Origin of the sequence: Glycomyces luteolus (assembly GCF_027622875.1) — a bacterium.
Taxonomy (GTDB): Bacteria; Actinomycetota; Actinomycetes; order Mycobacteriales; family Micromonosporaceae; genus Glycomyces; species Glycomyces luteolus.
Map to the genome: position 1 here is coordinate 78232 of NZ_JAPZVP010000004.1, position 24815 is coordinate 103046.

The 24815-nt window shown below is 69.8% G+C and carries 18 protein-coding genes; 11 read left to right on the plus strand and 7 right to left on the minus strand.

Translation table 11 applies throughout. The annotated features are described in order from the left end of the window. Positions 1 to 14 precede the first annotated feature (14 nt). Positions 15 to 3158, plus strand: coding sequence for an isoleucine--tRNA ligase (gene ileS / locus O1R50_RS06010; RefSeq protein ID WP_270109000.1), 3144 nt, complete (start codon positions 15 to 17; stop codon positions 3156 to 3158). 60 nt (positions 3159 to 3218) lie between these two features. Here ileS and O1R50_RS06015 read toward each other — a convergent pair whose 3' ends face one another. The 7 genes from O1R50_RS06015 to O1R50_RS06045 form a co-directional block, all read right to left on the minus strand. Beyond that, the gene (locus tag O1R50_RS06015; protein ID WP_270109001.1) at positions 3219 to 3605 is read right to left on the minus strand and encodes a type II toxin-antitoxin system death-on-curing family toxin; all 387 of its coding nucleotides are present in this window, start codon (positions 3603 to 3605) and stop codon (positions 3219 to 3221) included. Then, complete coding sequence (locus O1R50_RS06020; RefSeq protein WP_205326543.1) at positions 3602 to 3799, minus strand: ribbon-helix-helix protein, CopG family; 198 nt, start codon at positions 3797 to 3799, stop codon at positions 3602 to 3604. The genes O1R50_RS06015 and O1R50_RS06020 overlap by 4 nt, the downstream gene beginning before the upstream one ends. Before the next feature lie 128 nt (positions 3800 to 3927). Then, on the minus strand, positions 3928 to 4398 hold the full coding sequence (locus O1R50_RS06025) for an Rv0361 family membrane protein (protein ID WP_270109002.1): 471 nt from the start codon (positions 4396 to 4398) through the stop codon (positions 3928 to 3930). Between the two features lie 149 nt (positions 4399 to 4547). Further along, entirely contained in the window at positions 4548 to 7643 is a 3096-nt protein-coding gene (locus tag O1R50_RS06030; protein WP_270109004.1) for a UvrD-helicase domain-containing protein, read from the minus strand. Beyond that, positions 7636 to 10725, minus strand: a complete 3090-nt coding sequence (locus O1R50_RS06035) for an ATP-dependent helicase (protein WP_270109005.1) — start codon at positions 10723 to 10725, stop codon at positions 7636 to 7638. Before O1R50_RS06035 ends, O1R50_RS06030 begins: the two co-directional genes overlap by 8 nt. A gap of 154 nt (positions 10726 to 10879) precedes the next feature. After that, a complete protein-coding gene (locus tag O1R50_RS06040) occupies positions 10880 to 12517 on the minus strand; it encodes an ABC transporter permease (RefSeq protein WP_270109006.1) in 1638 nt (545 codons plus the stop codon). Next, the gene (locus O1R50_RS06045; RefSeq protein WP_270109007.1) at positions 12514 to 13434 is read right to left on the minus strand and encodes an ABC transporter ATP-binding protein; all 921 of its coding nucleotides are present in this window, start codon (positions 13432 to 13434) and stop codon (positions 12514 to 12516) included. The genes O1R50_RS06040 and O1R50_RS06045 overlap by 4 nt, the downstream gene beginning before the upstream one ends. A gap of 93 nt (positions 13435 to 13527) precedes the next feature. Here O1R50_RS06045 and O1R50_RS06050 point away from each other — a divergent pair, with 93 nt between their 5' ends. The 10 genes from O1R50_RS06050 (at position 13528) to rpoB (ending at position 24791) form a co-directional block, all read left to right on the plus strand. Beyond that, the gene (locus O1R50_RS06050) at positions 13528 to 14043 is read left to right on the plus strand and encodes a GbsR/MarR family transcriptional regulator (protein ID WP_270109009.1); all 516 of its coding nucleotides are present in this window, start codon (positions 13528 to 13530) and stop codon (positions 14041 to 14043) included. 72 nt (positions 14044 to 14115) lie between these two features. Then, positions 14116 to 14397, plus strand: coding sequence for a preprotein translocase subunit SecE (secE, locus tag O1R50_RS06055; protein ID WP_270109010.1), 282 nt, complete (start codon positions 14116 to 14118; stop codon positions 14395 to 14397). Positions 14398 to 14668: 271 nt separating this feature from the next. Beyond that, positions 14669 to 15397 carry a transcription termination/antitermination protein NusG gene (nusG, locus tag O1R50_RS06060; protein WP_270109011.1) on the plus strand — a complete coding sequence of 243 codons (729 nt, stop codon included), beginning with the start codon at positions 14669 to 14671 and terminating at the stop codon, positions 15395 to 15397. 147 nt (positions 15398 to 15544) lie between these two features. Further along, the gene (rplK, locus tag O1R50_RS06065; protein ID WP_136528430.1) at positions 15545 to 15973 is read left to right on the plus strand and encodes a 50S ribosomal protein L11; all 429 of its coding nucleotides are present in this window, start codon (positions 15545 to 15547) and stop codon (positions 15971 to 15973) included. A 91-nt stretch (positions 15974 to 16064) separates the two neighbouring features. Continuing rightward, positions 16065 to 16760 (plus strand): 50S ribosomal protein L1, encoded by a 696-nt coding sequence (rplA, locus tag O1R50_RS06070; protein WP_270109012.1) that lies wholly within the window; start codon positions 16065 to 16067, stop codon positions 16758 to 16760. Between the two features lie 281 nt (positions 16761 to 17041). Then, a complete protein-coding gene (rplJ, locus tag O1R50_RS06075) occupies positions 17042 to 17578 on the plus strand; it encodes a 50S ribosomal protein L10 (RefSeq protein ID WP_270109013.1) in 537 nt (178 codons plus the stop codon). Positions 17579 to 17614: 36 nt separating this feature from the next. Continuing rightward, positions 17615 to 17992, plus strand: coding sequence for a 50S ribosomal protein L7/L12 (rplL, locus tag O1R50_RS06080; RefSeq protein WP_205326532.1), 378 nt, complete (start codon positions 17615 to 17617; stop codon positions 17990 to 17992). Positions 17993 to 18188: 196 nt separating this feature from the next. Next, on the plus strand, positions 18189 to 19475 hold the full coding sequence (locus O1R50_RS06085; RefSeq protein ID WP_270109014.1) for a hypothetical protein: 1287 nt from the start codon (positions 18189 to 18191) through the stop codon (positions 19473 to 19475). 124 nt (positions 19476 to 19599) lie between these two features. Beyond that, entirely contained in the window at positions 19600 to 20379 is a 780-nt protein-coding gene (locus O1R50_RS06090) for a hypothetical protein (RefSeq protein ID WP_270109016.1), read from the plus strand. Between the two features lie 980 nt (positions 20380 to 21359). Beyond that, a complete protein-coding gene (rpoB, locus tag O1R50_RS06095; RefSeq protein ID WP_270109017.1) occupies positions 21360 to 24791 on the plus strand; it encodes a DNA-directed RNA polymerase subunit beta in 3432 nt (1143 codons plus the stop codon). Positions 24792 to 24815: the final 24 nt, after the last annotated feature.

Below are 24815 nucleotides of genomic sequence, written 5' to 3' on the forward strand. Positions count from 1 at the left end.
GAGACACCGGTCCTATGGCCTATCCACTCGACGACCCCGCACGGGGCGTACCCGCGAGCCCGAACCTCCCGGAGGTCGAGCGCCGTGTGCTCGACTTCTGGACCAAGGACGACACCTTCGCCGCCTCCATCGAATCCCGCGAAGCGGGCGAGAACGGCGCGAACGAGTTCGTCTTCTACGACGGCCCCCCCTTCGCCAACGGCCTGCCCCACTACGGGCACCTCCTCACCGGCTACGTCAAGGACATCGTCCCGCGCTACCAGACCATGCGCGGCCGGCGCGTCGAACGCCGCTTCGGCTGGGACACCCACGGCATGCCCGCCGAGGTCACCACCGAGAAGGAGCTCGGCCTCAAATCGAAGGCCGACATCGAGGCGTACGGCATCGACCGGTTCAACGCCGCCGCGAAGGCCTCCGTCCTCCAGTTCACCGGCGAATGGCACGACTACGTCACCCGCCAGGCCCGCTGGGTCGACTTCGAGAACGACTACAAGACCCTCGACCTCACCTACATGGAGAGCGTCATGTGGGCCTTCAAGACCCTCTACGACAAGGGACTCGTCTACGAGGGCTACCGCGTGCTCTGGTACTGCTGGCGCTGCGAGACGCCGCTCGCCGCCACCGAGACGAAGATGGACGACACCTACAAGGACCGCCAGGACCCGGCCGTCACCGTCGGACTCGACATCACCACCGAAGGCCCGCTCCAGGGCGCGAAGCTCCTGGTGTGGACCACCACGCCCTGGACGCTCCCGTCGAACCTCGCCGCCGCCGTCCACCCGAGCGTCGACTACGTGGTCGTCGAGGCCGAAGGCTCCCGCTACCTGCTCGCCGAGGCCCGCCTCGCCGCGTACGCCCGCGAACTCGGCGACCAGACCGAAGTCCTCGCCCGCTACAAGGGCGCCGACCTCGTCGGCCTGCGCTACAACCCGCCGTTCGACTTCTTCACCGGCCGCGAGAACGCCCACCAGGTCCTCACCGCCGACTACGTCACCACCGAGGACGGCACCGGCATCGTCCACATCGCCCCCGCCTTCGGTGAAGAGGACAAGCTCGTCACCGACGCCGCCGGTATCGAGCCGGTAGTCCCCGTCGACAGCGCCGGCAAGTTCACCGGCGAGGTCCCCCCGTACGAGGGCGTCCACGTCTTCGAAGCCAACAAGCTCATCATCAAGGACCTCAAGGACACCCAGCGCCTCCTGCGGCACGACACCTACAACCACAACTACCCGCACTGCTGGCGCTGCGGCTCCCCGCTGATCCAGCGGGCCCTGTCGGCGTGGTTCGTCGCGGTCACCCGGTTCCGCGACCGCATGGTCGAACTCAACCAGGAGATCGACTGGACCCCCGGCCACATCAAGGACGGGCAGTTCGGCCGGTGGCTCGCCAACGCCCGCGACTGGAACATCAGCCGCAACCGCTTCTGGGGCTCGCCCATCCCCGTGTGGGTCAGCGACGACCCGGAGTATCCGCGCGTCGACGTCTACGGCTCCCTCGCCGACCTCGAACGCGACTTCGGCGTGCCCGTGACGGACCTGCACCGGCCCGGCATCGACAACCTGGTGCGGCCCAACCCGGACGACCCCACGGGCAAGTCCGTGATGCGCCGCGTCCCCGAGGTGCTCGACTGCTGGTTCGAATCGGGCTCCATGCCGTTCGCGCAGGTCCACTACCCGTTCGAGAACGCCGACTGGTTCGAGCACCACTACCCGGGCGACTTCATCGTCGAGTACACGGCGCAGACCCGCGGCTGGTTCTACCTGCTGCACGTCCTCGCCACGGCCCTCTTCGACCGCCCCGCGTTCCGCACCGCCGTCGTCCACGGCACCCTGCTGGGCGCCGACGGGCAGAAGATGTCCAAGTCGCTCAAGAACTACCCGGACGTCCGGGAGTCCTTCGAGGCCTACGGGTCCGACGCGGTCCGCTGGTTCCTCGTGTCCTCCCCGGTCCTGCGCGGCGGCGACATGCCGGTCACCGAGAACGGCTTCCGCGACGCGGTGCGCCAGATCGTGCTGCCCCTGTGGAACGTGTGGTACTTCTACACGCTCTACGCCGGGGCCGCCGGCTACGAGGCCTCCCCTGAGCAGGCCCGGCAGACCGCGCTGGCGAGTGAGCACCGCCTCGACAAGTACCTGCTGGCGAAGACCCGCGAGCTCGTCGAGACCATCACGGAGGCGATGGACGGGTACGACCTCGTGCGCGCGACCGCCGCGTTCCGCTCCTACCTGGAGAGCCTCACCAACTGGTACGTGCGCCGCTCGCGCGACCGGTTCTGGGAGGGCGACGAGGACGGGTTCGCTACGCTCGCAACGGCGTTGAAGACCGCGTGCGAGGTGGCCGCGCCGCTGTTGCCGCTGGTCACCGAGGACATCTGGCGCGGCCTCACCGGCGGCCGCTCGGTGCACCTGGCCGACTGGCCGGACGCCGGCGACCTGCCCGCCGACCACGCCCTGGTCGAGGCCATGGACGCGGTGCGCGAGATCGCCTCGGTCGGCCTGTTCATGCGCAAGGCCCGCAAGCTCCGCGTGCGCCTGCCCTTGGCGAAGGCCACCGTGGCGACCGGGCACGCCGAGCGGCTCGCGCCGTTCGCGGACCTGCTCAGGGACGAGCTGAACGTCAAGGCCGTCGAGTTCGACTCCGACGTGAGCGCCTACTCGAAGGCCGACCTGAAGCTGGTCCCGCGCGTGCTCGGGCCCCGCCTCGGCAAGGACGTGCAGCGGGTCATCAAGGCCGTCAAGGCCGGGGACTGGACCGTCGCCGACGGCGCGGTCACCGCGGGCGGCGTGGTCCTGGAGGACGGCGAGTACGAGCTGACCATGGTCGCCGTGGACGCCGAGCACACCGAGGCCCTGCCGAACGACGCGGGCGTCATCGTGCTCGACACCGAGGTCACCCCCGAGCTCGCCGCCGAGGGCCTCGCCCGCGACGTCGTCCGGGTGGTCCAGCAGGCCCGCAAGGACGCCGGCCTCGAGGTCACCGACCGCGTCGCGGTCGTCCTCGACGCCGCCGACGAGGTCAAGGCGGCGGTGGAGACGCACCGCGCCTTCGTCCAGGCCGAGACCCTCGCCCTGGAACTGGCCTTCGGCGACCTCCCCGACACCGCCACCAGCGGCGAAGCCGGAGAGACCACGGTGAAGGCAGCGGTCGCGAAGCGCTGAGCCGCACGAACGAGGGGGCCCGGCGACCAATGGTCGCCGGGCCCCGATGTCGTTGCCGTGTCAGCTGAGCGGTGTCGTGCCCGTATCGAGGGGGGGAGCGCTATAGCCGACCTCGAGATCGCCTTGGGCCACCGCCCGGATGAACTCGTCGCCTGCTTCCGGCGACGGCGGTTTCAGGTGGTACCCGTTCAGGCCGTACATCTGCTTGGCCGCGACATACCCCAACCGCTTGTTGCCGTCGACCAGCGCGTGGTTGCGGACCAGGGAGTGGAGCAGCGCGGCGACCTTCTCATGCAGAGACGGGTACGCCTCGACCCCGAACACGCACGCCTGGGGGCGGGCCAGCGACGATTCCAGCAGGCCCCAGTCCCGCACCGGCGGAGGCTTGTACCCCGTCACCGCGATGGCGATCTTCTCCAGATCGTCAAGGTCGAGGTAGTCGATCATTTGGCGAGCCGGTCCAGCAGCTCGCGGTCTTCTTCGAGCGTGCGGGCCAGCAGCTCGTCGAAGCGTCGCTGGCGCTCGGTCAGGAACACGTGGACCGCTTCCGTGACCAGGTCGTGCTTGGAGCGGCGTTCCTTCGCGGCCCGCTCCGTGAGCAGCCGGTCGTCTTCCTCTGAGAGTCGCAACGTCATGGCCATACCGTCATGCTACCTCGTGATACCACGCGGTATTCAGAGGTTTTCCCTGTTCGCGGGCGAGTCGAAGTCTCACGAAAATCGGGGCCCGGCGAGCGATGCTCGCCGGGCCCCGTACGCCTCGGTGCCGCTTAGGCGAACTCGCCGCAGATCTTCCAGACGTCGTCTTCCTTCACCAGGTCGAAGGTCTCCTCGGTGTCCTCGCCGTTCTCGGTCATGGTGACCGCGACGGTCGCGGTGTCGCCGTCCTCGGTGACCTCGCCGATCTCGTAGGACCAGTCCTCGGGGAGCGCGGCGTCCTCGCCCATGGCCTCCTTGATCTCGTCCTCGCTCATGCCGTCGAACATGGCGCCGGCCTCTTTGAGGCCGTCGACGTCATCGGCGCAGAGGTACTCATCGGCGTCGTTCGCGGCGCCTTCGAAGTCGCCGGACATCATGGAGTTGGCGAGGTCCTCGATGCCGTTGTCGAGGAAGTTCTCGACCGCACCCTCAGGCGTGTCGGAGTTGCCGCCGCACGCGGACAGGGCGAGGACCGCGGCGAACGCGCCCCCAGCGAGGGCGGTCGCGCGGCGGGCACGGCGGGGCGTCATCACAGTGTTCATCGGTTCCAATCAGATGAGGAATTCCCTTGCGGCCCCGTGGGTGGCGGGTCCGAAGGCCGGTATGGGCCCGGCCCCGGGAACAGCGTCCATATTAGGGACGCTCCGCAAACTGGCGGCGACGTCGCCGCGAACGCCGCAGGGCGGGTGCGCTAATCGAGGTCGGGCCACCAGGTGTGGTCGGAACCGATGTAGTGGAAGGCCGTCCGGACCTCGGACTCGTCGATGCCTTTGAGCCGCGCCCAGGCTTTCCGGTAGACCTTGAGCTGGAGGGCGGCGCGGGCCGCGTCCCCGCCCTGCGGCGGACGGCCGGTCTTCCAGTCGACGATGTCGTAGCCGCCGCCGTCGCGATGGAAGATCGCGTCGATGCGGCCGCGGACCACCGTGCCCTCGTATTCGACGACGAAAGGGACCTCCTGGGCCGCGATGCGACGACCGGCCCACGCGGAGTTCCGGAAGGCCTCCTTCAACCGGTCCAGGTCCGCGTCCGGGCCCACCGGGTCGGCCGCGCCAGGCAGGTCCGCCGGGTCGAAGAGCGTGCCGCCCCCGAAGAACTCCTCAACCCACGAGTGGAACTCCGTGCCGCGCTGGGTCGCCGGGCGCGGCGGGGCCGGCATCGGGCGGCGGCGCTCAGCCGCGAACCGCTCCTCGTCGGCGCGCATCGCCATGAGCTGCGACGTGGAGAGCCGCTTCGGGCGGGGGAGCTTCACGACGCCCGATTCGAGCGCCGCGCGTTCGGCGAGCAGCAGTTCGGCCTCCGTGCGCCACACCCGCGACTGCGGGCCGCCCCCGCCGGCGTCGTCCGGTGCGGCCAGCACCAGCTCGGCGGCCTCAGCGAACGCCTCCTGCCGGGAACCCAAGGGCGCCTTGCTCGGCCACTCGACCGTCCGGGCGTCCTCTTCGAGCGGGTTCGACGGGCCCGGATCGGCCCACACGGTCGCCTCCGCGCCCGCCGCCACTGCCTCCTCCAGATAGGGGGCGGGTTTGCGCAGCTGCCGCCGCTCCGCCTCCCACCAGTACCCGCTCGCGAGCAGCGCCTGCCGCGCGCGGGTCAGCGCCACGTACGCGAGCCGCCGCTCCTCCTCGAGCCGCGCCTCCTCGTCATCGCGCTTGAACTCCTCAACGGCCCCCTTGACTTCGGAGGGAACGTTCGCGTCGTCGAGGTACAGCACCGGCAGGTTCCCGGCGTCCCCGCGCAGCGGGTACGGCAGCCGCGCCGCGTCGCTCACCCAGGTCTGGTCGCCCTTCACCTTGCCCGGCAGGATGCCCTCGCACAGGCCCGGCACCGCCACCACGTCCCACTCCAGGCCCTTCGCGGCATGCACCGTGAGAAGCTGCACCACCCCGCCCGCAGGGGAGGCGCCCTCCACCGTCAGCCCCCGCTCCCGCTCCGCGGCGGTCTCCAGATAGGACAGGAACCCGGGGATGCTCGCCCCGCTCGTGTCGTTCTCGTAAGCGGCCGCGACATCGACGAACTCGTCCAGGTTCGACAGGTCCCCGTGGTGCAGCATCACCTCGACGTCGAGACCCGAATGCGCGATCACGTCGCCCACCACGTCCGGCAGGCTCTGCCCCAGCCGCCCGCGGATCCAGCCCAGCTCCTCGTGCAGCTGCGCGAAGCGCAGATACCCCAACGCCGAGAAGCGCTCGGCCGGGCCCGGATCGGCCAGCGCGTCGGCCAGTGACGCCTCGGCCTCCCGCCCGGCGTCCGGTTCGAAGCCGCGCGTGTCCGGGGCGAGCTCGCGGGCGCGCGCCCACAGGGCGGCGATGTCGCGCGGACCGATGCGCCAGCGGTTCCCGGCGAGGAGCCGCATGAGCGAGGGCCCGTCGGTGGGGTCGGCGGCGGCTCTGAGCATCGCGACCGCTTCGGCCACTTCGGGATGGAAGAGGAGCCCGAGGGAGCCGATGACTTCGACGGGGAGTCCGGCGGCGGTGAGGGCGCGGTGGAGGGCGGGGATCTGGCGGCGTTTGCGGACGAGGACGGCGGCTTCGACGGGTTTGGCGGCGTCGCCGTGTTCGGCGCGGCGCTGCTGGTCGATGGCGTCGCGGATGACGGCGAGGTTCGCGGCGAGCCAGTCGGCTTCGTCGGTGACGGTGAGGTGCATGGCGGCGCGGACGAGGCCGGGGCCGTCGACGCCGGCTTCGAGGGGGTGGAGGTCGCCGGCGCGGAGCGGTTCGGAGACCCGGTTGGCGACGGCGAGGATCTCGGCGCGGTTGCGCCAGGACTTGGTGAGTTCGACGCGTTCGGCGGGTCGTCCTGCGGGCGTGGGGAAGTCGGTGGGGAAGCGCAGGAGCGTCCCGGCGGAGGCGCCGCGCCAGGAGTAGATGGACTGGTTGGGGTCGCCGACTGCGGTGACGGGGTGGCCGCCGCCGAAAAGGTCGCGCAGGAGCGCGACCTGGGAGTAGGAGGTGTCCTGGTATTCGTCGAGGAGGACGACGCGCCAGCGTTCGCGTTCGGTCTTGATGATCTCGGGTGCGCCCGCGACGAGCTGCGCGGCGAGGGAGAGCTGGTCGGCGAAGTCCATGACGCCGAGTTCGCGTTTGCGCCGGTCCCAGGATTCGACGAGGGGGAGGAGCTGCTCGCGTTTGCGCCGCAGGGACATGAGCGCGCGGAACTGGTCGTTGGTCTGGCGGTTGCCTTGGCGCGCTTCGAGGTGGTCGGCGAGGTCGCGGTCGAACGCGCGCAGGTCGTCGCCGTCCCTGAGGTGTTCGGCGAGCTGCCCGGCGAGTTGGAGGACCTGCTCGGTGACCTTGTCGACGCCCACGTCGAATTCGCTCATGGGGCCGTCCCACGCGCACACCAGGTCGCGGGCGATCTGCCAGCGGCCGGTGTCGGTGATGACGCGCGTGCCCGGTTCGATGCCGATGCGCAGGCCGTGTTCGGCGACGAGGCCGCCCGCGTAGGCGTTGTAGGTGGAGACGGTGGGTTCGCCGTGGAGGTCGGCGAGTTCGGGGATGGATTCGGTGAGGCGCCGCAGTTTCTCGCGGACGCGGGCGGCGAGCTCCGCCGCGGCTTTGCGCGTGAAGGTGAGGCCGAGGACGTGCTCGGGGCGGGCGGCCCGGTTGGCGATGAGCCAGACGACCCGGTCGGCCATGGTCGTGGTCTTGCCGGAGCCGGCGCCCGCGACGACGAGCATCGGGTCGGGTCCGGCCTCGATGACCTTGGCCTGCTCGGGGGTCGGCGTGGGCGTGCCGAGCCGGTTGGCCAGGCCCACTGCCGTGTATCGGGTCGCGCCGCGCTCACTCATCGGTCACCTGTCGTCCTTCGTCGGCGATCGGGCAGCACCGTTTCACGGAGCAGGTCTCGCATTTGCTGGTGTTGCGGGCCTCGAACACCGAGCCGGCCATGCGCACGGCCGTGTCCCCGGCGAGTTCCCGCGCCCAGTCGGGGTTCTCGTGCTCGCCGAGCGGCCCCTGCTGGCGGGCGACGGCGGTGGCGCCCTTCGCGTTCGGGTACACGAGCTCGGCCCCGCCGGGCTCGGCGCCCTCCTCGAACGCGCCCTCGGCGATGGCGAGCTGGTAGATCCCGAGCTGCGGGTTGGTCTGCGCTTCGTGTTTGGTGACGGCGCTCTTGCCGGTCTTGAGGTCGACGACGTAGAGGCGGCCGTCGGCGTCGCGTTCGAGCCGGTCGATCTGGCCGGACATGACCACTTCGACGCCGGGCGGCCCGATCTCGAGCTTGATCCGGAAGGACCGTTCGGCGCCGACGAGTTCCCTCCGGTTGGCGCTGAGCCATTTCGCGAAGCGTTCGACGGCGCCGGAGACGCGCTGGCGCTGCTGTTCGGCGTGCCAGGGCGCTTCGAAGGGGAGACGGTCGAAGTGCTCGCCGACGACCTGTTCCATCACGGTCTTCGGGTCGGCGGTCGGGTCGACGGTGACGGCTTCGGCGGCGGCGTGGAGGAGGGTGCCGAGGTGGCGGGGGAGGAGGTCGCCGGAGTCGCCGCCGTGGGATTCGAGGACCCATCGCAGCCCGCACTGCTGGGTTTTCTCCACCTGGGACGGCGAGATGCGGATGGTCTCCCCGGCCAGGGCGAGGGCGCGTTCGTCCGAGACCGCGGCCAGGCCCCACCATTTCGCGGGGTCGGCGCCGGGGACGCCGGATTCGGCGAGGCGCCGCAGGGCCGCCGCGGCCGCGTCCCGTTCGGCGTGGCCGGAGTCGACGACGGCTTCGCGCAGGCGGGCGGTGAGCGAGGCGAGGCTCAGGGGCCGTCCGCGCCGGGGCGCGTTGACCGGTTCGACGCCGAGCTCGGCGCTGAACCGGCTCGGTTGCGCCTCTTCGGAGTCCACTGCCGTGACGAGCAGGCGCGTGCGGGCGCGGGTGCACGCGTTGTAGAACAGCCGCCGCTCCTCGTCGAGCAGTTGCGCGACCTGGTCGACGTCGGCGCGTCCGTCGATGACGTCGACGAGCGCTTCGGCGCCGAGGAGGGACCCGCGCGGCCGCAGGTTGGGCCATGCGCCTTCCTGGGCGCCCGCGACGATGGCGAACTCCCAGCGGCGCCCGTGCGCGGCGTGCGCGGTCGTGAGGGTCACCGCGTCGCCCAGTTCCGCACGCGCGGAGAGGAAGTCGCCGGGGAGCTGCTGGTGGAGCACGTGCTCGCAGAAGACTTCGACGCCCGCACCGGGCTGCTTGCGCTCGTAGTCGGCGGCGAGGTCGAACAGGGCGATCACGGCGTCGAGTTCGGCGTCGGCGCGCTGGGCCCGCCGGTCCCCCGAGAGCGCGCGCCGCCGCAGCCGCTCGCTCATCGACGAGGCCTCCCACACCGCCCAGAGGGTGCCGCTGAGTCCGGTGCCTTCGCGGGCGGCCGCGAACAGGGCGGCGAGCCGCCGGGCGGGTTCGGCCCACTCCTCGTCGGGCAGCGCCGCGGTCCGTTCGGGGTCGCGCAGGGTCTCGACGAGGAGGTCGGCGCCGGGGGAGAAATTGTCGGCGGCGACGGCGAGCCGCCGCAGCTCCTGGCGCAGGCGGCGCTCCTCGAACGGGTCGGCGCCGCCGAACGAGGAGTGCAGCAGCCCGGCCGCGTTCGACTCGTCGAGGCGTTCGCGCCCGCGGCCGACGAGGACGAGGTGCAGCAGGTTGCGCACGGTGGGGTGCGCGGGGAGCGGCACGTCGTCCGCGGCCTGGCGGGTGGGCACGCCCGCGTGCTGCATGGCCCGGCGCAGGTGCGGGATCGCACCGGCCGATTTGACGATGACGGCCATGTCCCCGTAGGGAACCCGGTCGAGGAGGTGGGCGCGGCGGGCGACGTCGGCGATGTACACGGCCTCGCGGGTCGGCGAGGGCAGGTAGACGACGTCGACGCGGCCCTGCTCCTCGGAGGCGGTGCCGCGCCCCCGGTCCCGGTCGTGGCCGCGCAGCCGCCGCGAGAGGGCGGTGGTGGCGGTGAGCGGCGCGAGCGCGACGTCGTGGGCGTCGTCGAGCTGCACGGTCGGCGCCTCGGCGCCGTCGTTGCGGCTGAAGCGGAACGGGAAGTCCCGCACCGATGCCGGGTCGCCGCCCTGGAACCCGAACACGGCCGCGTCGGGCGTGCCGGCGGCGACCAGGTTCGCGCCGCCCCCGGCGAGGAGTTCGAGCAGCCGCAGATGCGCGGGCGTGGCGTCCTGCAGGTCGTCCACGAACACCCAGGCGGGCCTCGGGTACAGCGCGGGATCGCGGCGGAGCGCGGCCGCGGCGGCGCGCACGATCTCGGCCGAGTCGTACAGGGCGCTCGACATCGACTGCAGCGCGAGGGTGGTCACATACCGGTCGTAGAAGCGCGCGGCGGCGATCCACTCCGGGCGGTCGTGCTCGCCGCCGAGCCGGGTCAGCTCGGGCGCCGAGAGGCCCCGCTCGCCGCAGCGGAGCACCAGGTCGCGGAGCTGCTGCGCGAACGCGTAGGTGCGCACGGCCTCGTCGAAGCCGGGCGGCCAGGCGAAGTCCTCGCCCTCCAGCATGGACCGGATGAGCGCGTCGGCCTCGGGGCCGGTGAGCAGGCGCGGCTCGTCGCGGCCCGCGGCGACCGCCGAGGCCCGCAGCAGCGCGAACGCGAACGCCGGGAACGTGAAGACGCCCACTTCGGCGGCCGAGAGCCCGGCCGTCGCCTCGTTCAGGCGCGAGCGGAGATGCGCGGTGTCCTGGCGGCGCAGGCCGAACACGAGGATCGAGGCCGGGTCGACCCCGGCCTCGACTTTCGCGGCGACCGCGCGCAGCAGCGCCTCGGTCTTGCCGGTGCCGGGCCCGCCGCGCACGAGCAGCGGCCCGGAGGCGTGCTCGACCACCGCCCGCTGCATTGGGTCGAGATCGAACGCGGCCTCGTCGGCGGGCGGGTCGGTGAGCTCATACCTGAGTTCGGACACGTTGCCCATGGAAACACAGCGAACCACAGGGGTACGACAACACCGGGTCGCCGGTGCCGGAACGCGCCGCGCGCCACGGCGCGGAGCGGCGCCGCCGGTCCGGGGTGTCGGACCGGCGGCGCCTGGTTTCCTTAGAGACGAGCCATTGCGGGGCTCAGCTGAAGTTGAGGTCCCGGCGCTTTGCCCCGGCGTATCCGGCCGCGGCGAGGGCCGCGGCCGCGAGCGTCACGAGGAGCGCCGCGCGCCAGTCCACGTCCGCGGCCGGGTAGGCCGCGAGATGGTGGAACGGCGAGACCGCCTGCGCCCATTCGGGAAGGTTCAGCAGGTCCGCGAAGTACAGGACCACGAACAGCCACACCCACGCGAGCCAGCGCAGCCAGCCCAGGCGGGGCAGCCACGCGAACGCGGCGAACCCGAACGCCGTCAGCGCCCACACGGCGGGCAGCTGCAGCAGCGACGCCCACAGGCCGGTGCCGAAGTACGACCAGTCGTTCAGCGACGACGACCCGGCCAGCCCCAGGAAGAGCCCCGCGGCCGCGGCCGCCGCGGTCGAGGTCCACAGCGCCGCCGGCAGGTACGAGCCCGGCCATCCCGAGCGCGACACCGCCGCCGCCGCGATCAGCTCGCCGCGGCCCTGGATCTCCTCCTTGCGGGCCCGCCCGACCACGAGCAGCCCGAACAGGCTCGCGAACAGGCCGTTGAGCGCGGCGAACGTCGCGGTGATGTTCTCCTCGATGCTGGCGCCGCCGCGGTTGAGCACGGCCCGCTCGGTCTCCGACAGCCCTTCGAGCATGTCGTCGGCCCCGCCGAGCACCGAGCCGTACGCGGCGCCCAGCAGCAGCATCGTGATCACCCCGGCCCAGAACATGCCCTTGACGAGCCGGAACGTCAGCGCGGTCGCGCTGTCCAGGCCCGCTTTCGCCTCGGGCCTGCCCTGCCGGGCGGCCATCATGCCCTGCCCGAAGTCGCGGTGCGTGACCAGTGCGAACGCCAGCCACACGGCGACGACCGCGACGGCGCCGGAGAGCACGACCGGCCACCACCGCTGCTCGGGTGTGTAGACGAACGTCAGCTGCGACCAGCCGATCGGCGACAGCCACACCGCCCAGTTCTCCTGGGCGCTGCCGATCCCGGCGGTGAATGCCGACCATCCGAGGACGGCGAAGGCGAGCCCGTTCGCCGAGGACGCGAAGCTCGCCAGCTGCGCGGTCACGGCCGCGACCCCGGCGAAGACGGCCGCGATCGCGGTGTGCGCGAGTCCGAAGAGGATCGCGCTGCCGCCCTGGCCGCCGGGGAGCGCGGCCACGGACAGGGCCATGAGCGCGCCGAGTGCCACTGCGGCGATCCCGGCGAGCAGGAGCGCGGCCGCGAGGTCGGCGCGGCGGCCGATCGGGTTGGAGCGGAACACCTCGGAGCGCGAGGTCTCCTCGTCGGCCCGCGTCAGCCGGACCATGAGCAGGATGAACATGACGGCCGTGAGCGCGCCCGTCCACAGGATCATCTGGTGCGCGAACATCGCGCCGGTGCTCGCGCCGTAGGCCTCGATGTACTCGACGGGGCCGGTCATGGAGCGCATCGCGGGCGTGTTCACGGTGACGGCGTAGGCCTCGCGGCCGGCCGCGTCGGGGTAGAGGTCGGGGAACGACAGGGCGGTCACCCAGGTGCCGCCGGCGAGCCCGGCGAGCCAGCCGAAGAGGTACAGGCGCGATCGGCGCAGCTGGAACCGCAGCAGGTTGCCCGTCCCGGCCAGGGTGCCGAGGCCGTCTTCGAGCTCCGCCATGGCGGTGGTCATGACTGCTCTCCGTTCGGGACGCCCGAGGCGGCGAGCTCGTCGCCGTAGAAGCGCAGGAAGATCGCTTCGAGCGACGGCGGTTCGCAGGTGAGGCCGGCGACGCCGGCGACGGCGAGCTGCGCGAGCACGTCGTCGAGTGCGGCGGTGTCGACGCTGCACTCGATGTCGAGGCCGTCGGTCTTGAGGTCGTGGACGCCCTCGTTGTCCCCGAGGCCCCGCACGGGGCTCTTGAGGGTGGCTCGCAGGCGCGAGCGCGAGAAGTGCCGCATCTCGGCGAGCGTGCCGGTCTCGACGATGACGCCCTTGCGGATGATGCTCACCCGCTCGCACAGCGCCTCGACCTCGCTCATGATGTGGCTGGAGAGGAGCACGGTGCGCCCGGCGGCCGAGGCCTCCTTGACGCATTCGTTGAAGACCGCGCCCATGAGCGGGTCGAGCCCGGAGGTGGGCTCGTCGAGGAGGAGCAGGTCGACGTCGGCGGCGAACGCGGCGACGAGCGCGACCTTCTGCCGGTTGCCCTTGGAGTAGGAGCGGCCCTTCTTGCGCGGGTCGAGGTCGAAGCGCTCGAGGAGCTCGTCGCGCTTGGCCTTGTCGATGCCGCCGCGCAGGCGGCCGAGGAGGTCGATGGTCTCGCCGCCGGTGAGGCCGGGCCAGAGGGCGACGTCGCCGGGGACGTACGCGAGGCGCTTGTGGAGCGTCGCGGCGTCCTTCCAGGGGTCGGCGCCGAAGAGTTCGGCGCGGCCCTCGTCGGAGCGGAGCATCCCGAGCAGGACGCGGATGGTGGTGGACTTCCCGGCGCCGTTCGGGCCGAGGAAGCCGTGCGTTTCACCTTGGGACACTTCAAGATCGAGACGATCGAGGGCGGTCACGTGGCCGAAGCGCTTGACCAGGCCCTCGGTTCGGATCACTGCGTTCATGCACTCAAGCTATCACAGTTTTCATGAATGTGTAAAATTTATAGCGACTTCGGCTATCATGTTGGCACGTGCAGCGCAGACGACGGGGGATCGATGGAACAGGACAGCGAGCGCAAGGCCCTGCTGGAGTATGTGGAGCAGTTCGCCGCGATCTTGAACGACAGCGGGCTCCAGCGCATGTCCGCGCGGGTGTTCTCCTACATCCTGGTCGACGACGCCGACACCTACACCGCCGCCGAAGTGGCCGAGGGCCTCGGCATCAGCCTGGCCGCCGTCTCCGGCGCCGTCCGGGAGCTGACCACCGCCGGGCTCCTCATCAAGGGCCGCCGCGCCTCGACCCGAGCCGACGTCTACCGGCTCTTCGACGAGGACATCTGGGGATCGATCATGCTCGACCGCACCCCGATCATCGACCGCTACCTGGACACCGCCATCGTCGGCATCGAGACGCTGCCCGAGGGCCCGGGCCGCGACCGCCTCGTCCAGACCGCCGCGTTCATGGAGTTCATCAAGACCGAAATGGCCGCGATGCGCCAGCACTGGAACACCCGCCGCGACGAGCTGTGCGCCGCCTACGTGGAGCGCAGCCGAACCGCGCCGCCGCGATAGTGACGTGCCGTACCGCTCCGGTATGCTGCAACCCTGACCGCCCCGATCAGACGAACCCTGGAGGAAGCCGACGTGGCCGACGACACGAGCCGCTCCGATGCGACCGCTGACAAGGGTCGTCCCACGCGCAAGCAAGGCGAGAAGACCGCGTCGCGCAACCCCGTGAAGCGCCTCGGCCGCTTCCTCAAAGAGGTCGTCGAGCAGCTGCGCAAGGTGGTCTACCCGACCCGCCGCCAGCTCATCACGTACTCCGTCGTGGTCCTGGTCTTCGTCGGCATCATGATGGCCTACATCGGCGGCCTCGACCTGCTCTTCGGCGACCTCGTCCGCCGGGCCTTCGGCGCCGAATCCTAGGACCCCTTCCCGCCCGCCACGCCCCTCGCGGCGGCGGGTGGAATGCGTGACCTGCGCCGGTTCGCCGGTGCCTGGGACGCGCCGCCCTCCGGAGCGGCTACCCTAGTGGGTATGACGCGCGCCGGTTCCGCCGGCGCGCGACTTCACAGGCGGGGATCGCCATACCCGAGCATCCGGTCGAGAACCGGGCCGGTCAAGAGAGCACCGTCGTAGAGAATGTTCAGTCGCAGTACCTCGCCGTTGCGAGGTCGAGCCGGAATGAGAGTTGAGCGTGTCTGAGTTCGACGAGGCCCTGAAGAACGAGGTCGCGGCGCAGGCTGCCGCGGCGCAGGTCGCGGACGTCGAAGCGGAGCCGGAGATCGACGAGGACGCCGCGACCGGCGAGCCCGAGGTCGACCCGGCGGAGGCGCTCCGCGCCAAGCTGCGCTTCGCGCCCGGCGAGTGGTACGTGCTGCACTCGTACGCCGGCTTCGAGAACCGTGTGCGCTCCAACCTGGAGAACCGGATCCAGTCCTTCGACATGGAGGACTTCATCTACCAGATCGAGGTCCCCACCCACACCGAGGTGGAGATCAAGAACGGCAAGCGCTCGAAGGTGGAGGCCAAGGTCTTCCCCAGCTACGTGCTGGTCCGCATGGAGATGACCCCCGAGTCCTACTCGGTCGTGCGCAACACGCCCGGCGTGACCGGCTTCGTCGGCGTCGTCGACCGCACCGACCGGCCCAGCCCGCTCCCGCTCGACGAGGTCATCCAGTGGCTGCTCCCTCCGGAGCAGAAGCCCAAAGACGAGGCCCAGGCCGAAGCCGGCGGCGGCGACGTCGACATCAAGGTCGACTTCACCGAGGGCGAGTCCGTCACCGTCGTGGACGGCGCCTTCGCCTCCATGCCGGCCACCATCGCCGAGATCAACGCCGAGCAGCAGAAGCTCAAGGTGCTCGTCTCGATCTTCGGCCGCGAGACCCCGGTCGAGCTCAACTTCAACCAGGTCTCGAAGCTGTAGCACGAGCTACAGCTCACATACCTCCTTCAGAGTGCCCGCCACCTGGGCGAGTACCCTGGATGAGTTGCGCGCAGGCCACTGGCGTGCGCGCACATGTAAGGCGGGGACGAGAGTCCCCGCAAAGCCCAGGATCAAGAGAAGGACACGATGGCTCCCAACAAGAAGGCCGTTGTGACGTTCAAGCTGGAGCTCGCGGGTGGCCAGGCCACCCCGGCCCCGCCGGTGGGTCCCGCCCTCGGCCAGCACGGCGTCAACATCATGGAGTTCTGCAAGGCCTACAACGCGGCCACCGAATCCCAGCGCGGCGAAGTCCTCCCCGCTGAGATCACGGTGTACGAGGACCGTTCGTTCACGTTCGTCCTCAAGACCCCGCCGGCCGCGAAGCTCCTGCTCAAGGCCGCCGGTGTCGCGAAGGGCTCTGGCGAGCCCCACCGCGTCAAGGTCGGCAAGGTGACCCAGGCCCAGGTGCGCGAGATCGCGGAGAAGAAGCTCCCCGACCTCAACGCCAACGACCTCGACGCCGCGTCGCTCATCGTCGCGGGCACCGCCCGCTCCATGGGCATCACGGTCGAATAGAACGTCAGGCCGCCGAGCGATCGGCCGTCACCAGACCAACCCAGTGGAAGGGCGCGCGCCCGCCCTCACCACGACATCCGAAGGATGGAACATGAAGCGCAGCAAGAAGTACACCGACCTCGCCAAGAAGGTCGACCGCACGCAGCTCTACTCGCCCTCCGAGGCGACCGGGCTCGCGAAGGAGACCTCCCCGACCTCGTTCGACGCGACCGTTGAGGTCTCGATCCGACTCGGCGTCGACCCGCGTCAGGCCGACCAGCTCGTCCGCGGCACCGTCTCCCTGCCCCACGGCACGGGCAAGACCGTCCGCGTCATCGTCTTCGCCGAGGGCGACAAGGCCGAGGCCGCCGTCGCCGCCGGTGCCGACGAGGTCGGCTCCGACGAGCTCGTCAAGCGGATCTCCGAAGGCTGGCTCGACTTCGACGCCGCCGTCGCCACGCCCGACCAGATGGCCAAGATCGGCCGGATCGCGCGCATCCTGGGCCCGCGCGGTCTCATGCCGAACCCGAAGACCGGCACCGTCACGCCGGACGTCGCGAAGGCCGTCACGGAGATCAAGGCCGGCAAGATCTCCTTCCGTGTCGACAAGCACGCCAACCTGCACCTGCCGATCGGCAAGGTCAGCTTCTCCGCCGAGCAGCTGGCCGAGAACTACAGCGCCGCTCTCGAAGAGGTGCAGCGCTTGAAGCCCGCCAGCTCCAAGGGCGTGTACCTCAAGAAGACGACGATCTCCACCACCATGGGCCCGGGCATCCCGGTCGACCCGCAGGCGGTCAAGATCAAGTAAGCGCCGCGAGGTGTGACGTGGCCCCAGTGCAGGCTCCTGCGCTGGGGCCTCGTGCATACCCCGTGCTAATTTAGAGTCCACAACCCAAAGACCGTTCGGTTACCGCCTTGTGCGGTTGTAAACCACCCGGAACCGACGTAGGGCGACTACTCGAAGCGACCATGGTGTGGGCCAACCCAGTTGGCCTCAGGTCCCAGTGATGAGGCGTCCCGCAGGGGCGCCTTTTTTGTTTGTCGCCTCCGCGACGGTTGAGGATTGATCAGCCGAGAAAGGAGGGAATTATGGCTGAACGGGAATACCCGGCGGGTAAGCAGACCGCCATCGCCGAACTCGCCCAGGACTTCTCCAACGCGAACGCCACGGTGCTCACCGAGTACCGCGGCCTCACTGTTGCAGAACTCCGCGAGCTGCGGCGTTCCCTCGGCGAGGGGACGCACTACCGCGTCGCCAAGAACACCCTTGCCAAGCGCGCTGCCAACCAGGCCGGTGTCACCGGACTGGACGAGCTGTTCGTCGGACCCACCGCGATCACCTTCATCGAAGGCGACCCGGTGGAGGCCGCGAAGAGCCTGCGAGCTTTCGCCAAGTCGCACGAAGCCCTGGTGATCAAGGGCGGTTACATGGAGGGCAAGCCCCTCTCCGTCGAAGAGATCACCAAGCTCGCCGACCTCGAGTCGCGCGAAGTGCTCCTGGCCAAGCTCGCCGGCGCGCTGAAAGCCACCGCGCAGAAGACCGCCTCCGTGCTCGCCGCCCCTGCCTCGCAGGTGGCCCGGCTCGGTGCGGCGCTGCAGGACAAGAAGGCGGCCAGTGGGGAGTAACCCCACTAGCCCGAGACTTTAAAGAAAGGACACACCATGGCTAAGCTTTCCACCGCGGAACTGCTCGACGCGTTCAAGGAGATGACCCTCCTCGAGGTCTCCGAGTTCGTCAAGGCGTTCGAGGAAGAGTTCGACGTCACCGCCGCCGCTCCGGTCGCCGTTGCCGCCGCTGCCGGCCCGGCCGCCGAAGCCGCTGTCGAGAAGGACACGTTCGATGTCGTTCTCGAGTCTGCCGGCGAGTCGAAGATCAAGGTCATCAAGGAAGTTCGCGGCCTGACCGGCCTCGGCCTCAAGGAAGCCAAGGAGCTCGTCGAGAGCGCCCCCAAGGCTGTCGTTGAAGGCGCGAAGAAGGAAGACGCGGAGAAGGCCAAGGAGGCCCTCGAGGGCGCCGGCGCCACCGTCACCCTGAAGTAATCGCGACTTCCGTGATTTGAAAAGGGGCCTCCCAGCCCTTGTGCGTGGACCGGGTCCGCACCGCCTTACAGCGGCGCGGACCCGGTCTTCTCTGTTTCCTGAGAAATCTGAGAAAGAGTTGCACCCGGGCGCAACGAATCCGGATCATCGCCACGTCTTGCGTGTAGACACACCCACGCACTCAAGGAGATGGACGATGTCCGCAAGGAGATGGGCGGCCGGGCTCGGCGGGGCGACAGTGCTCGCGCTGACCGCCGGCTGCGGGATGCTCGGCATGGGCGGCGGCGAAGACGAGAAGTCCGATGAGGAACGTCTCGTCGAGATGCTCAACGAGAGCCGCCGCATCGAGAGCGAGCTCATGGCGGCCGAGTTCCGCATCGTCCAGAACTGCCTGGAGGAGCAGGGCTTCACGGTCCACGAACCGTGGTCCATGCAGACTTACGAAGAGCCGGAACAGGACTCCCTCACCTACGGCTACGCCCACGAGGAATTCCTCCTCCCTGCCGACGAGGCGAAGGAATGGGGCTTCGGGCAGTGGGCGAACTCCATGGAAGGCTCCGAGGACCCCGCGAGCGAGGAGTACTACACCGCTCAAGAGGAGAAGTGGGAAGAGGAGGAGGGCGAGTGGGAAGAGCCCGACACCACCGATTGGGACGCCCTCACCCCTGAAGAGCAGTACGACTGGTACGTCGCCTACCAGGGCGAGGAGTACGCCGAATACAGCTGGGGCTCCCGCGAGGACTACGTCGGCTCCATGGAGGCCGAGGAAGAGTACGTCGAGGAGGAGCTCACCGAGGAAGAGCTCGCCGCACTCGAGGACGAGGAAGCCGCCGAAGACGAAGGCGAGATCGTCGTCGAGGAGGAAGAGGACTTCCAGGAGCCCAAGCCGGGCGGCTGCCAGCTGGAGATGATCGAGGCGCTCTACGGCGAGCCCGAGATGGTCGAAGAGACCTACGAGGACGAGGAAGGCGGCTCCGAGACCTACACGTACTGGGAGTACCGCCCGACCAACCCGGCCTACGGCGACACCGAGGAGACCATGTGGGAGGACATCGAGGCCGACTACGCCGCCGCGATGGGGGACCTGCAGACGGAGTTCGTCGACTGCATCACCGGCCGAGGTTACGAGGGCTGGGAGTTCACCGAGTACAACTCCATGCCGATCTGGGAGTTCTTCGGAGTCCTCTACTACCAGAACGCCAGTGAGGAAGAGCAGGACATGATGATGGGCGGCGACTCCGACGTCGAGGTCCCGCCGATCCCCGAGGCCGCCGGCGACACGTACGAGGAGTGGAAGGCCTACGAGATCCAGATGGCCGTCGACTTCTCGGAGTGCGGCGAAGAAGTCGGCTACGCCGACGCCTCTGAGAAGGCCTACGACGAAGCGCATGTCAAGGCCTACACCGCCATCGAAGAAGACGTGTACGCCTGGCAGGAAGAGATGAACGACGCCATCGCCAAGGCGCAGGAGCTCATCGAATAACAAGCCACTTCTCATCGGGGAAGAAAAGGCCCGGGTTGCGCAGATGGGGCGTGACCCGGGCCGCCCCGTTTCCATTGCGCCATAATGGGAAGCACCCCCCGACCAGAATTGAATGGAGCACCCTTTGCGGACATCGCCCGTGCGTATCCCGGCCCTCCTTCTCGCCCTGGTCGACTCGGCTTTCGAGGACCTGTCCCTCGCCGACCAGCACGAATGGCGCGCGGCCTACGCCGGCGAGGAGTACGCGGACTTCACCCCCTTCGAAGCGGATGACGACGCGACCGGCGACGGCGACGACGGCTCGATCGTGATCGACCCCGACCTGCAGGAGGCCGCGGCCCCCGGCGGCTGCCTCCTGGAGATGCTCGAGGCCCTCTACGGCGAGGCCGAGGCCGTCCCCGCGACCGGCGGGGCGACCGGCACCGTCTGGACCTGGGGGCCGCGGTCCCCGCAGGAAGCGGCCGACTGGAAGGCGATGCGCGAGTCCTACCGCGCCGCCGTCGTCGAACCGGAGACGGCCTTCCTCGACTGCGTCGCCGACGGCGGCTGGGGCGACTGGGGATTCGACCGCACCGGGAGCCTCCCGGTCGCGGCCTACTTCAACCAGATCTACTACAGCGGGGAGATCGTCGTGGTCGAGGACGGCCTCGTGGTCGAACCGGAATCGGTGCCCGAGCCGCCCGCTGACCTGCCCGCCGACCTCGAGAGCCGGAAGGCCTACGAGATCGGCATGGCCCTCGGCTTCATCGACTGCGCCGAGTCCACCGGCTACCGCGAGGCCGCCGAGGCCGCCTACCTCCGGGTCCACCTCGACCGGTTCCTCTCCATGGACGAGGAGCTGTACGCCTACCAGGACGACCTGCGCGCGGCCATCGCCGACGCCCAAGCGGCCATCGAGGGCTGACGTCGGCAGCCGAGCCCGCGTCACCTTCGCGGCGCCGGCTCGTTGAACAAGGCGAGGCGGTCGGCCCGTTCGCGGGCCCTTCGCCGAAGGTGTGCGGCCGGGACGCCGCATTGCCGCCGGGCACCGGAACGCGCGAGCGCTCCGGCACCGGCGGCAGGCGACGCAAAGGCGTCCCGCCCGCACCGAACCGGGCGACCGCCCCAAAGCGGCTCGCCGCGTCGGCTCGGGGCCCTGCGGAGCGGCCGCCCGCCCGCGCCGCATCGGCCGGGCCCGCGCCGGCGGTCCGCCGCGCGGCGCGACACGCCCGGGCTCCGAAGCTTGTGCGTCCCTTTGCAACGGCCGCCCGCTGCCGTCGCCTCCGGCCTCCGGCATCCGCCCGCGCCCCCGCTGGGCTGGGCTTCGCCCCTCCTCCGAGCGCCGTCCGCACCCTCCGCGAGCGACGGTTCAGGCGCCGGGGCCGAACGGGCGCATCCGGGCGAATTAGACGCCTGACTTGACGAACTGTGACTTGATCCTGCAAACTAGTTCCTCAAGCGCCACTGCGTGGCGCGCGCAACGTTCGCCCCCGCCGGGCCGCCCCGGCGCCGCGGACGGAGCGCAGCGGGCCGCCGCGGGGCGGCTCGAAGGCAGGACGGTCCCAGCGAGCGTGCGAACCGGGACTCGGAGCGATGTACGGAAGGAACTTCGGCAGCGGGAGAGATTGTCGTCACCCCTTACCCCACCACCCGGTGGGGAAGTTGACAGTTGCCGGAGCGTACATTAAGCTATTAATTTGCGCTGCCTCCTTCACGCCTTCTTGACGCGGTGAGGGTCGTGGACGGTGGGGATTCCAGGCAATCGACCGACGATGGACGCCGACTTACGGCTGCTCCGGCTCGGTCTGATGCCCGTCTCCGGCTGTCCCCGTCTATCCCGCATCGGTGCGGTGACTGCGGCATGCGCCGGCCGTCGTAACAATCAGGTCCTCGGAAGGACGAATCTTGGCAGCTTCCCGCACTGGCAAGACCAGCTCCAGCAAGAGCAAGCACGCACCTCGCCGTATCTCGTTCGGCAGGATCGAAGAGAAACTCGAAGTCCCGAACCTTCTGGCGCTCCAGACCGACTCGTTCGACTGGCTCGTCGGCAACGAGGCCTACCGCGCCCGCGTGGGCGAGGACGCGGTGAGCGGCCTCGACGAGATCCTCGAGGAGATCAGCCCGATCGAGGACTTCTCGGGCACCATGAGCCTGTCCTTCTCCAACCCTCGCTTCGACGAGGTCAAGGCCCCCATCGAGGAGTGCCGCGAGAAGGACCTCACCTACTGCGCCCCGCTGTTCGTCACGGCGGAGTTCATCAACCACACCACCGGCGAGATCAAGAGCCAGACGGTCTTCATGGGCGACTTCCCCATGATGACCCCGAAGGGCACCTTCATCATCAACGGCACCGAGCGCGTGGTCGTCTCGCAGCTCGTCCGTTCGCCCGGCGTGTACTTCGACAAGCAGCCCGACAAGACCTCCGACCGCGACCTCACCAGCGCCAAGGTCATTCCCGGCCGCGGCGCGTGGCTCGAGTTCGACATCGACAAGCGCGAGACCGTCGGCGTGCGCGTGGACCGCAAGCGCCGCCAGGCCGTCACCGTCCTGCTGAAGGCGATCGGCTGGGACAACGACCGCATCCGCGAGCGCTTCGGCTGGTCCGAGCTCATGATGACGACCTTGGAAAAGGACACCATCAACTCGCAGGACGAGGCCCTGCTCGACATCTACCGCAAGCTCCGTCCGGGCGAGCCGCCGACGAAGGACAACGCGCAGTCGCTGCTGGAGAACCTGTTCTTCAACAAGAAGCGCTACGACCTCGCGAAGGTCGGCCGCTACAAGGTCAACAAGAAGTTCGGCCTCGACTCGCCGATCTCCACGGGCGTGCTCACCGAGGACGACCTGGCCGCGACGATCGAGTTCATGCTGCGCCTGCACTCGGCCGAGCCGGGTTACGGCCCCGACGACATCGACCACTTCGGCAACCGCCGCCTGCGCACTGTCGGCGAGCTCATCCAGAACCAGATCCGGGTGGGCCTCTCCCGCATGGAGCGCGTCGTGCGCGAGCGCATGACGACCCAGGACGTCGAGGCGATCACGCCGCAGACCCTGATCAACATCCGCCCCGTGGTGGCCGCGATCAAGGAGTTCTTCGGCACCTCGCAGCTGTCGCAGTTCATGGACCAGGTCAACCCGATCACGGGTCTGACCCACCGCCGCCGCCTCTCGGCGCTCGGCCCGGGCGGTCTCTCGCGAGACCGCGCCGCCATGGACGTGCGCGACGTGCACCCGTCGCACTACGGCCGCATGTGCCCGATCGAGACGCCTGAAGGCCCGAACATCGGCCTCATCGGCGCGATGTCGACCTTCGCCCGCGTCAACCCGTTCGGCTTCATCGAGACGCCTTACCGGAAGGTCGTCGACGGCAAGGTCACCGACGACATCCAGTACCTGACGGCCGACGAAGAGGACCGCTTCACCATCGCCCAGGCGAACCAGCTGCTGAACGAGGACGGCTCGTTCATCGACGCGCAGGTCCTCGCCCGCGGCCGCGGCGGCGAGGCCGAGCTCCTGACCGCCGACGAGATCGACTTCATGGACGTCTCGCCGCGCCAGATGACCTCGGTCGCCACCGCGCTGGTGCCGTTCCTCGAGCACGACGACGCGAACCGCGCCCTCATGGGCGCCAACATGCAGCGCCAGGCCGTGCCGCTCATCAAGACGGACTCGCCGCTGGTGGGCACCGGCATGGAGTACCGCGCCGCGGTCGACGCCGGCGACGTCGTCGTCGCCGAGGCCGACGGCCTCGTCGAGGACGCCTCCGCCGACTACATCACCATCGCGCAGGACAACGGCATGCGCCGCACCTACCTGCTGCACAAGTTCCGCCGTTCCAACGCGGGCTCGTGCATCAACCAGGTGCCGCTCGTGACCGAGGGCGAGCGCGTCGAGGCCGGCCAGCCGATCGCCGACGGTCCGTCCACGGACAAGGGCGAGATGGCGCTGGGCAAGAACCTGCTCGTCGCCTTCACCACCTGGGAGGGCCAGAACTTCGAGGACGCCATCGTGCTCTCCTCGCGCCTGGTCGAAGAGGACGTGCTCACCTCGATCCACATCGACGAGCACGAGGTCGACGCCCGCGACACCAAGCTGGGTCCGGAGGAGATCACCCGCGACATCCCGAACGTCGGCGAGGAGATGCTCTCCGACCTCGACGACCGCGGCATCATCCGCATCGGTGCCGAGGTCGAGGACGGCGACATCCTCGTCGGCAAGGTCACGCCCAAGGGCGAGACCGAGCTGACCCCGGAGGAGCGGCTGCTGCGCGCGATCTTCGGCGAGAAGGCCCGCGAGGTCCGCGACACGTCCCTGAAGGTCCCGCACGGCGAGGCCGGCACGGTCATCGGCGTCCGCACCTTCTCGCGCGAGGACGGCGACGAGCTGTCCCCGGGCGTCAACGAGATGGTCCGCGTCTACATCGCCCAGAAGCGCAAGATCGGCGTCGGCGACAAGCTCGCCGGCCGCCACGGCAACAAGGGCGTCATCTCCAAGGTGGTGCCGCAGGAGGACATGCCGTTCCTGCCGGACGGCACGCCGATCGACATCCTGCTCAACCCGCTGGGTGTGCCGGGCCGTATGAACATCGGCCAGGTGCTCGAGGTCCACTTGGGCTGGGCGGCGAAGACGGGCTGGAAGCTCGAGGGCTTCGACGAGGCCTGGCAGCAGGCCCTCAAGGCCATCGGCGCCGACGAGGCCCCGGCCGACTCCAAGGTGGGCACGCCGGTGTTCGACGGTGCGCACCCGGACGAGGTCCAGGGCGTCCTGGCGAACACGCTCCCCAACCGCGACGGCCAGCGCATGGTCGCCCCGACGGGCAAGGCGCAGCTGTTCGACGGCCGCTCGGGCGAGCCGTTCCCGGACCCGATCTCGGTCGGCTACATGTACATCCTGAAGCTGAACCACATGGTCGACGACAAGATCCACGCGCGTTCGACCGGTCCGTACTCGATGATCACCCAGCAGCCGCTCGGCGGTAAGGCCCAGTTCGGCGGCCAGCGCTTCGGTGAGATGGAGTGCTGGGCCATGCAGGCCTACGGCGCCGCTTACGCGCTGCAGGAGCTGCTGACGATCAAGTCCGACGACGTGGTCGGCCGCGTGAAGGTCTACGAGGCCATCGTCAAGGGCGAGAATGTGCCCGAGCCGGGCATTCCGGAATCGTTCAAGGTGCTGCTCAAGGAACTCCAGTCGCTCTGCCTCAACGTGGAGGTGCTGTCCGCCGACGGGCAGGCCATCCAGATGACGGAGAGCGATGACGAGGTCTTCCGCGCGGCCGAGGAGCTGGGGATCGACCTGTCCCACGAAGAGCCCTCGAGCGTGGACTTCGAGAGCGCCTGACGTCGAGTGAGAGCGGGCGGCATG

Coding starts and splice junctions, on each gene's coding strand:
- rplK (WP_136528430.1), top strand. CDS start 15,545: ATGGCTCCCAACAAGAAGGCCGTTGTGACGTTCAAGCTGGAGCTCGCG.
- O1R50_RS06015 (WP_270109001.1), bottom strand. CDS start 3,605: ATGATCGACTACCTCGACCTTGACGATCTGGAGAAGATCGCCATCGCG.
- O1R50_RS06085 (WP_270109014.1), top strand. CDS start 18,189: ATGTCCGCAAGGAGATGGGCGGCCGGGCTCGGCGGGGCGACAGTGCTC.
- rplJ (WP_270109013.1), top strand. CDS start 17,042: ATGGCTGAACGGGAATACCCGGCGGGTAAGCAGACCGCCATCGCCGAA.
- O1R50_RS06020 (WP_205326543.1), bottom strand. CDS start 3,799: ATGGCCATGACGTTGCGACTCTCAGAGGAAGACGACCGGCTGCTCACG.
- rplA (WP_270109012.1), top strand. CDS start 16,065: ATGAAGCGCAGCAAGAAGTACACCGACCTCGCCAAGAAGGTCGACCGC.
- ileS (WP_270109000.1), top strand. CDS start 15: ATGGCCTATCCACTCGACGACCCCGCACGGGGCGTACCCGCGAGCCCG.
- O1R50_RS06045 (WP_270109007.1), bottom strand. CDS start 13,434: ATGAACGCAGTGATCCGAACCGAGGGCCTGGTCAAGCGCTTCGGCCAC.
- rplL (WP_205326532.1), top strand. CDS start 17,615: ATGGCTAAGCTTTCCACCGCGGAACTGCTCGACGCGTTCAAGGAGATG.
- O1R50_RS06030 (WP_270109004.1), bottom strand. CDS start 7,643: ATGAGTGAGCGCGGCGCGACCCGATACACGGCAGTGGGCCTGGCCAAC.
- O1R50_RS06040 (WP_270109006.1), bottom strand. CDS start 12,517: ATGACCACCGCCATGGCGGAGCTCGAAGACGGCCTCGGCACCCTGGCC.
- O1R50_RS06025 (WP_270109002.1), bottom strand. CDS start 4,398: ATGAACACTGTGATGACGCCCCGCCGTGCCCGCCGCGCGACCGCCCTC.
- O1R50_RS06050 (WP_270109009.1), top strand. CDS start 13,528: ATGGAACAGGACAGCGAGCGCAAGGCCCTGCTGGAGTATGTGGAGCAG.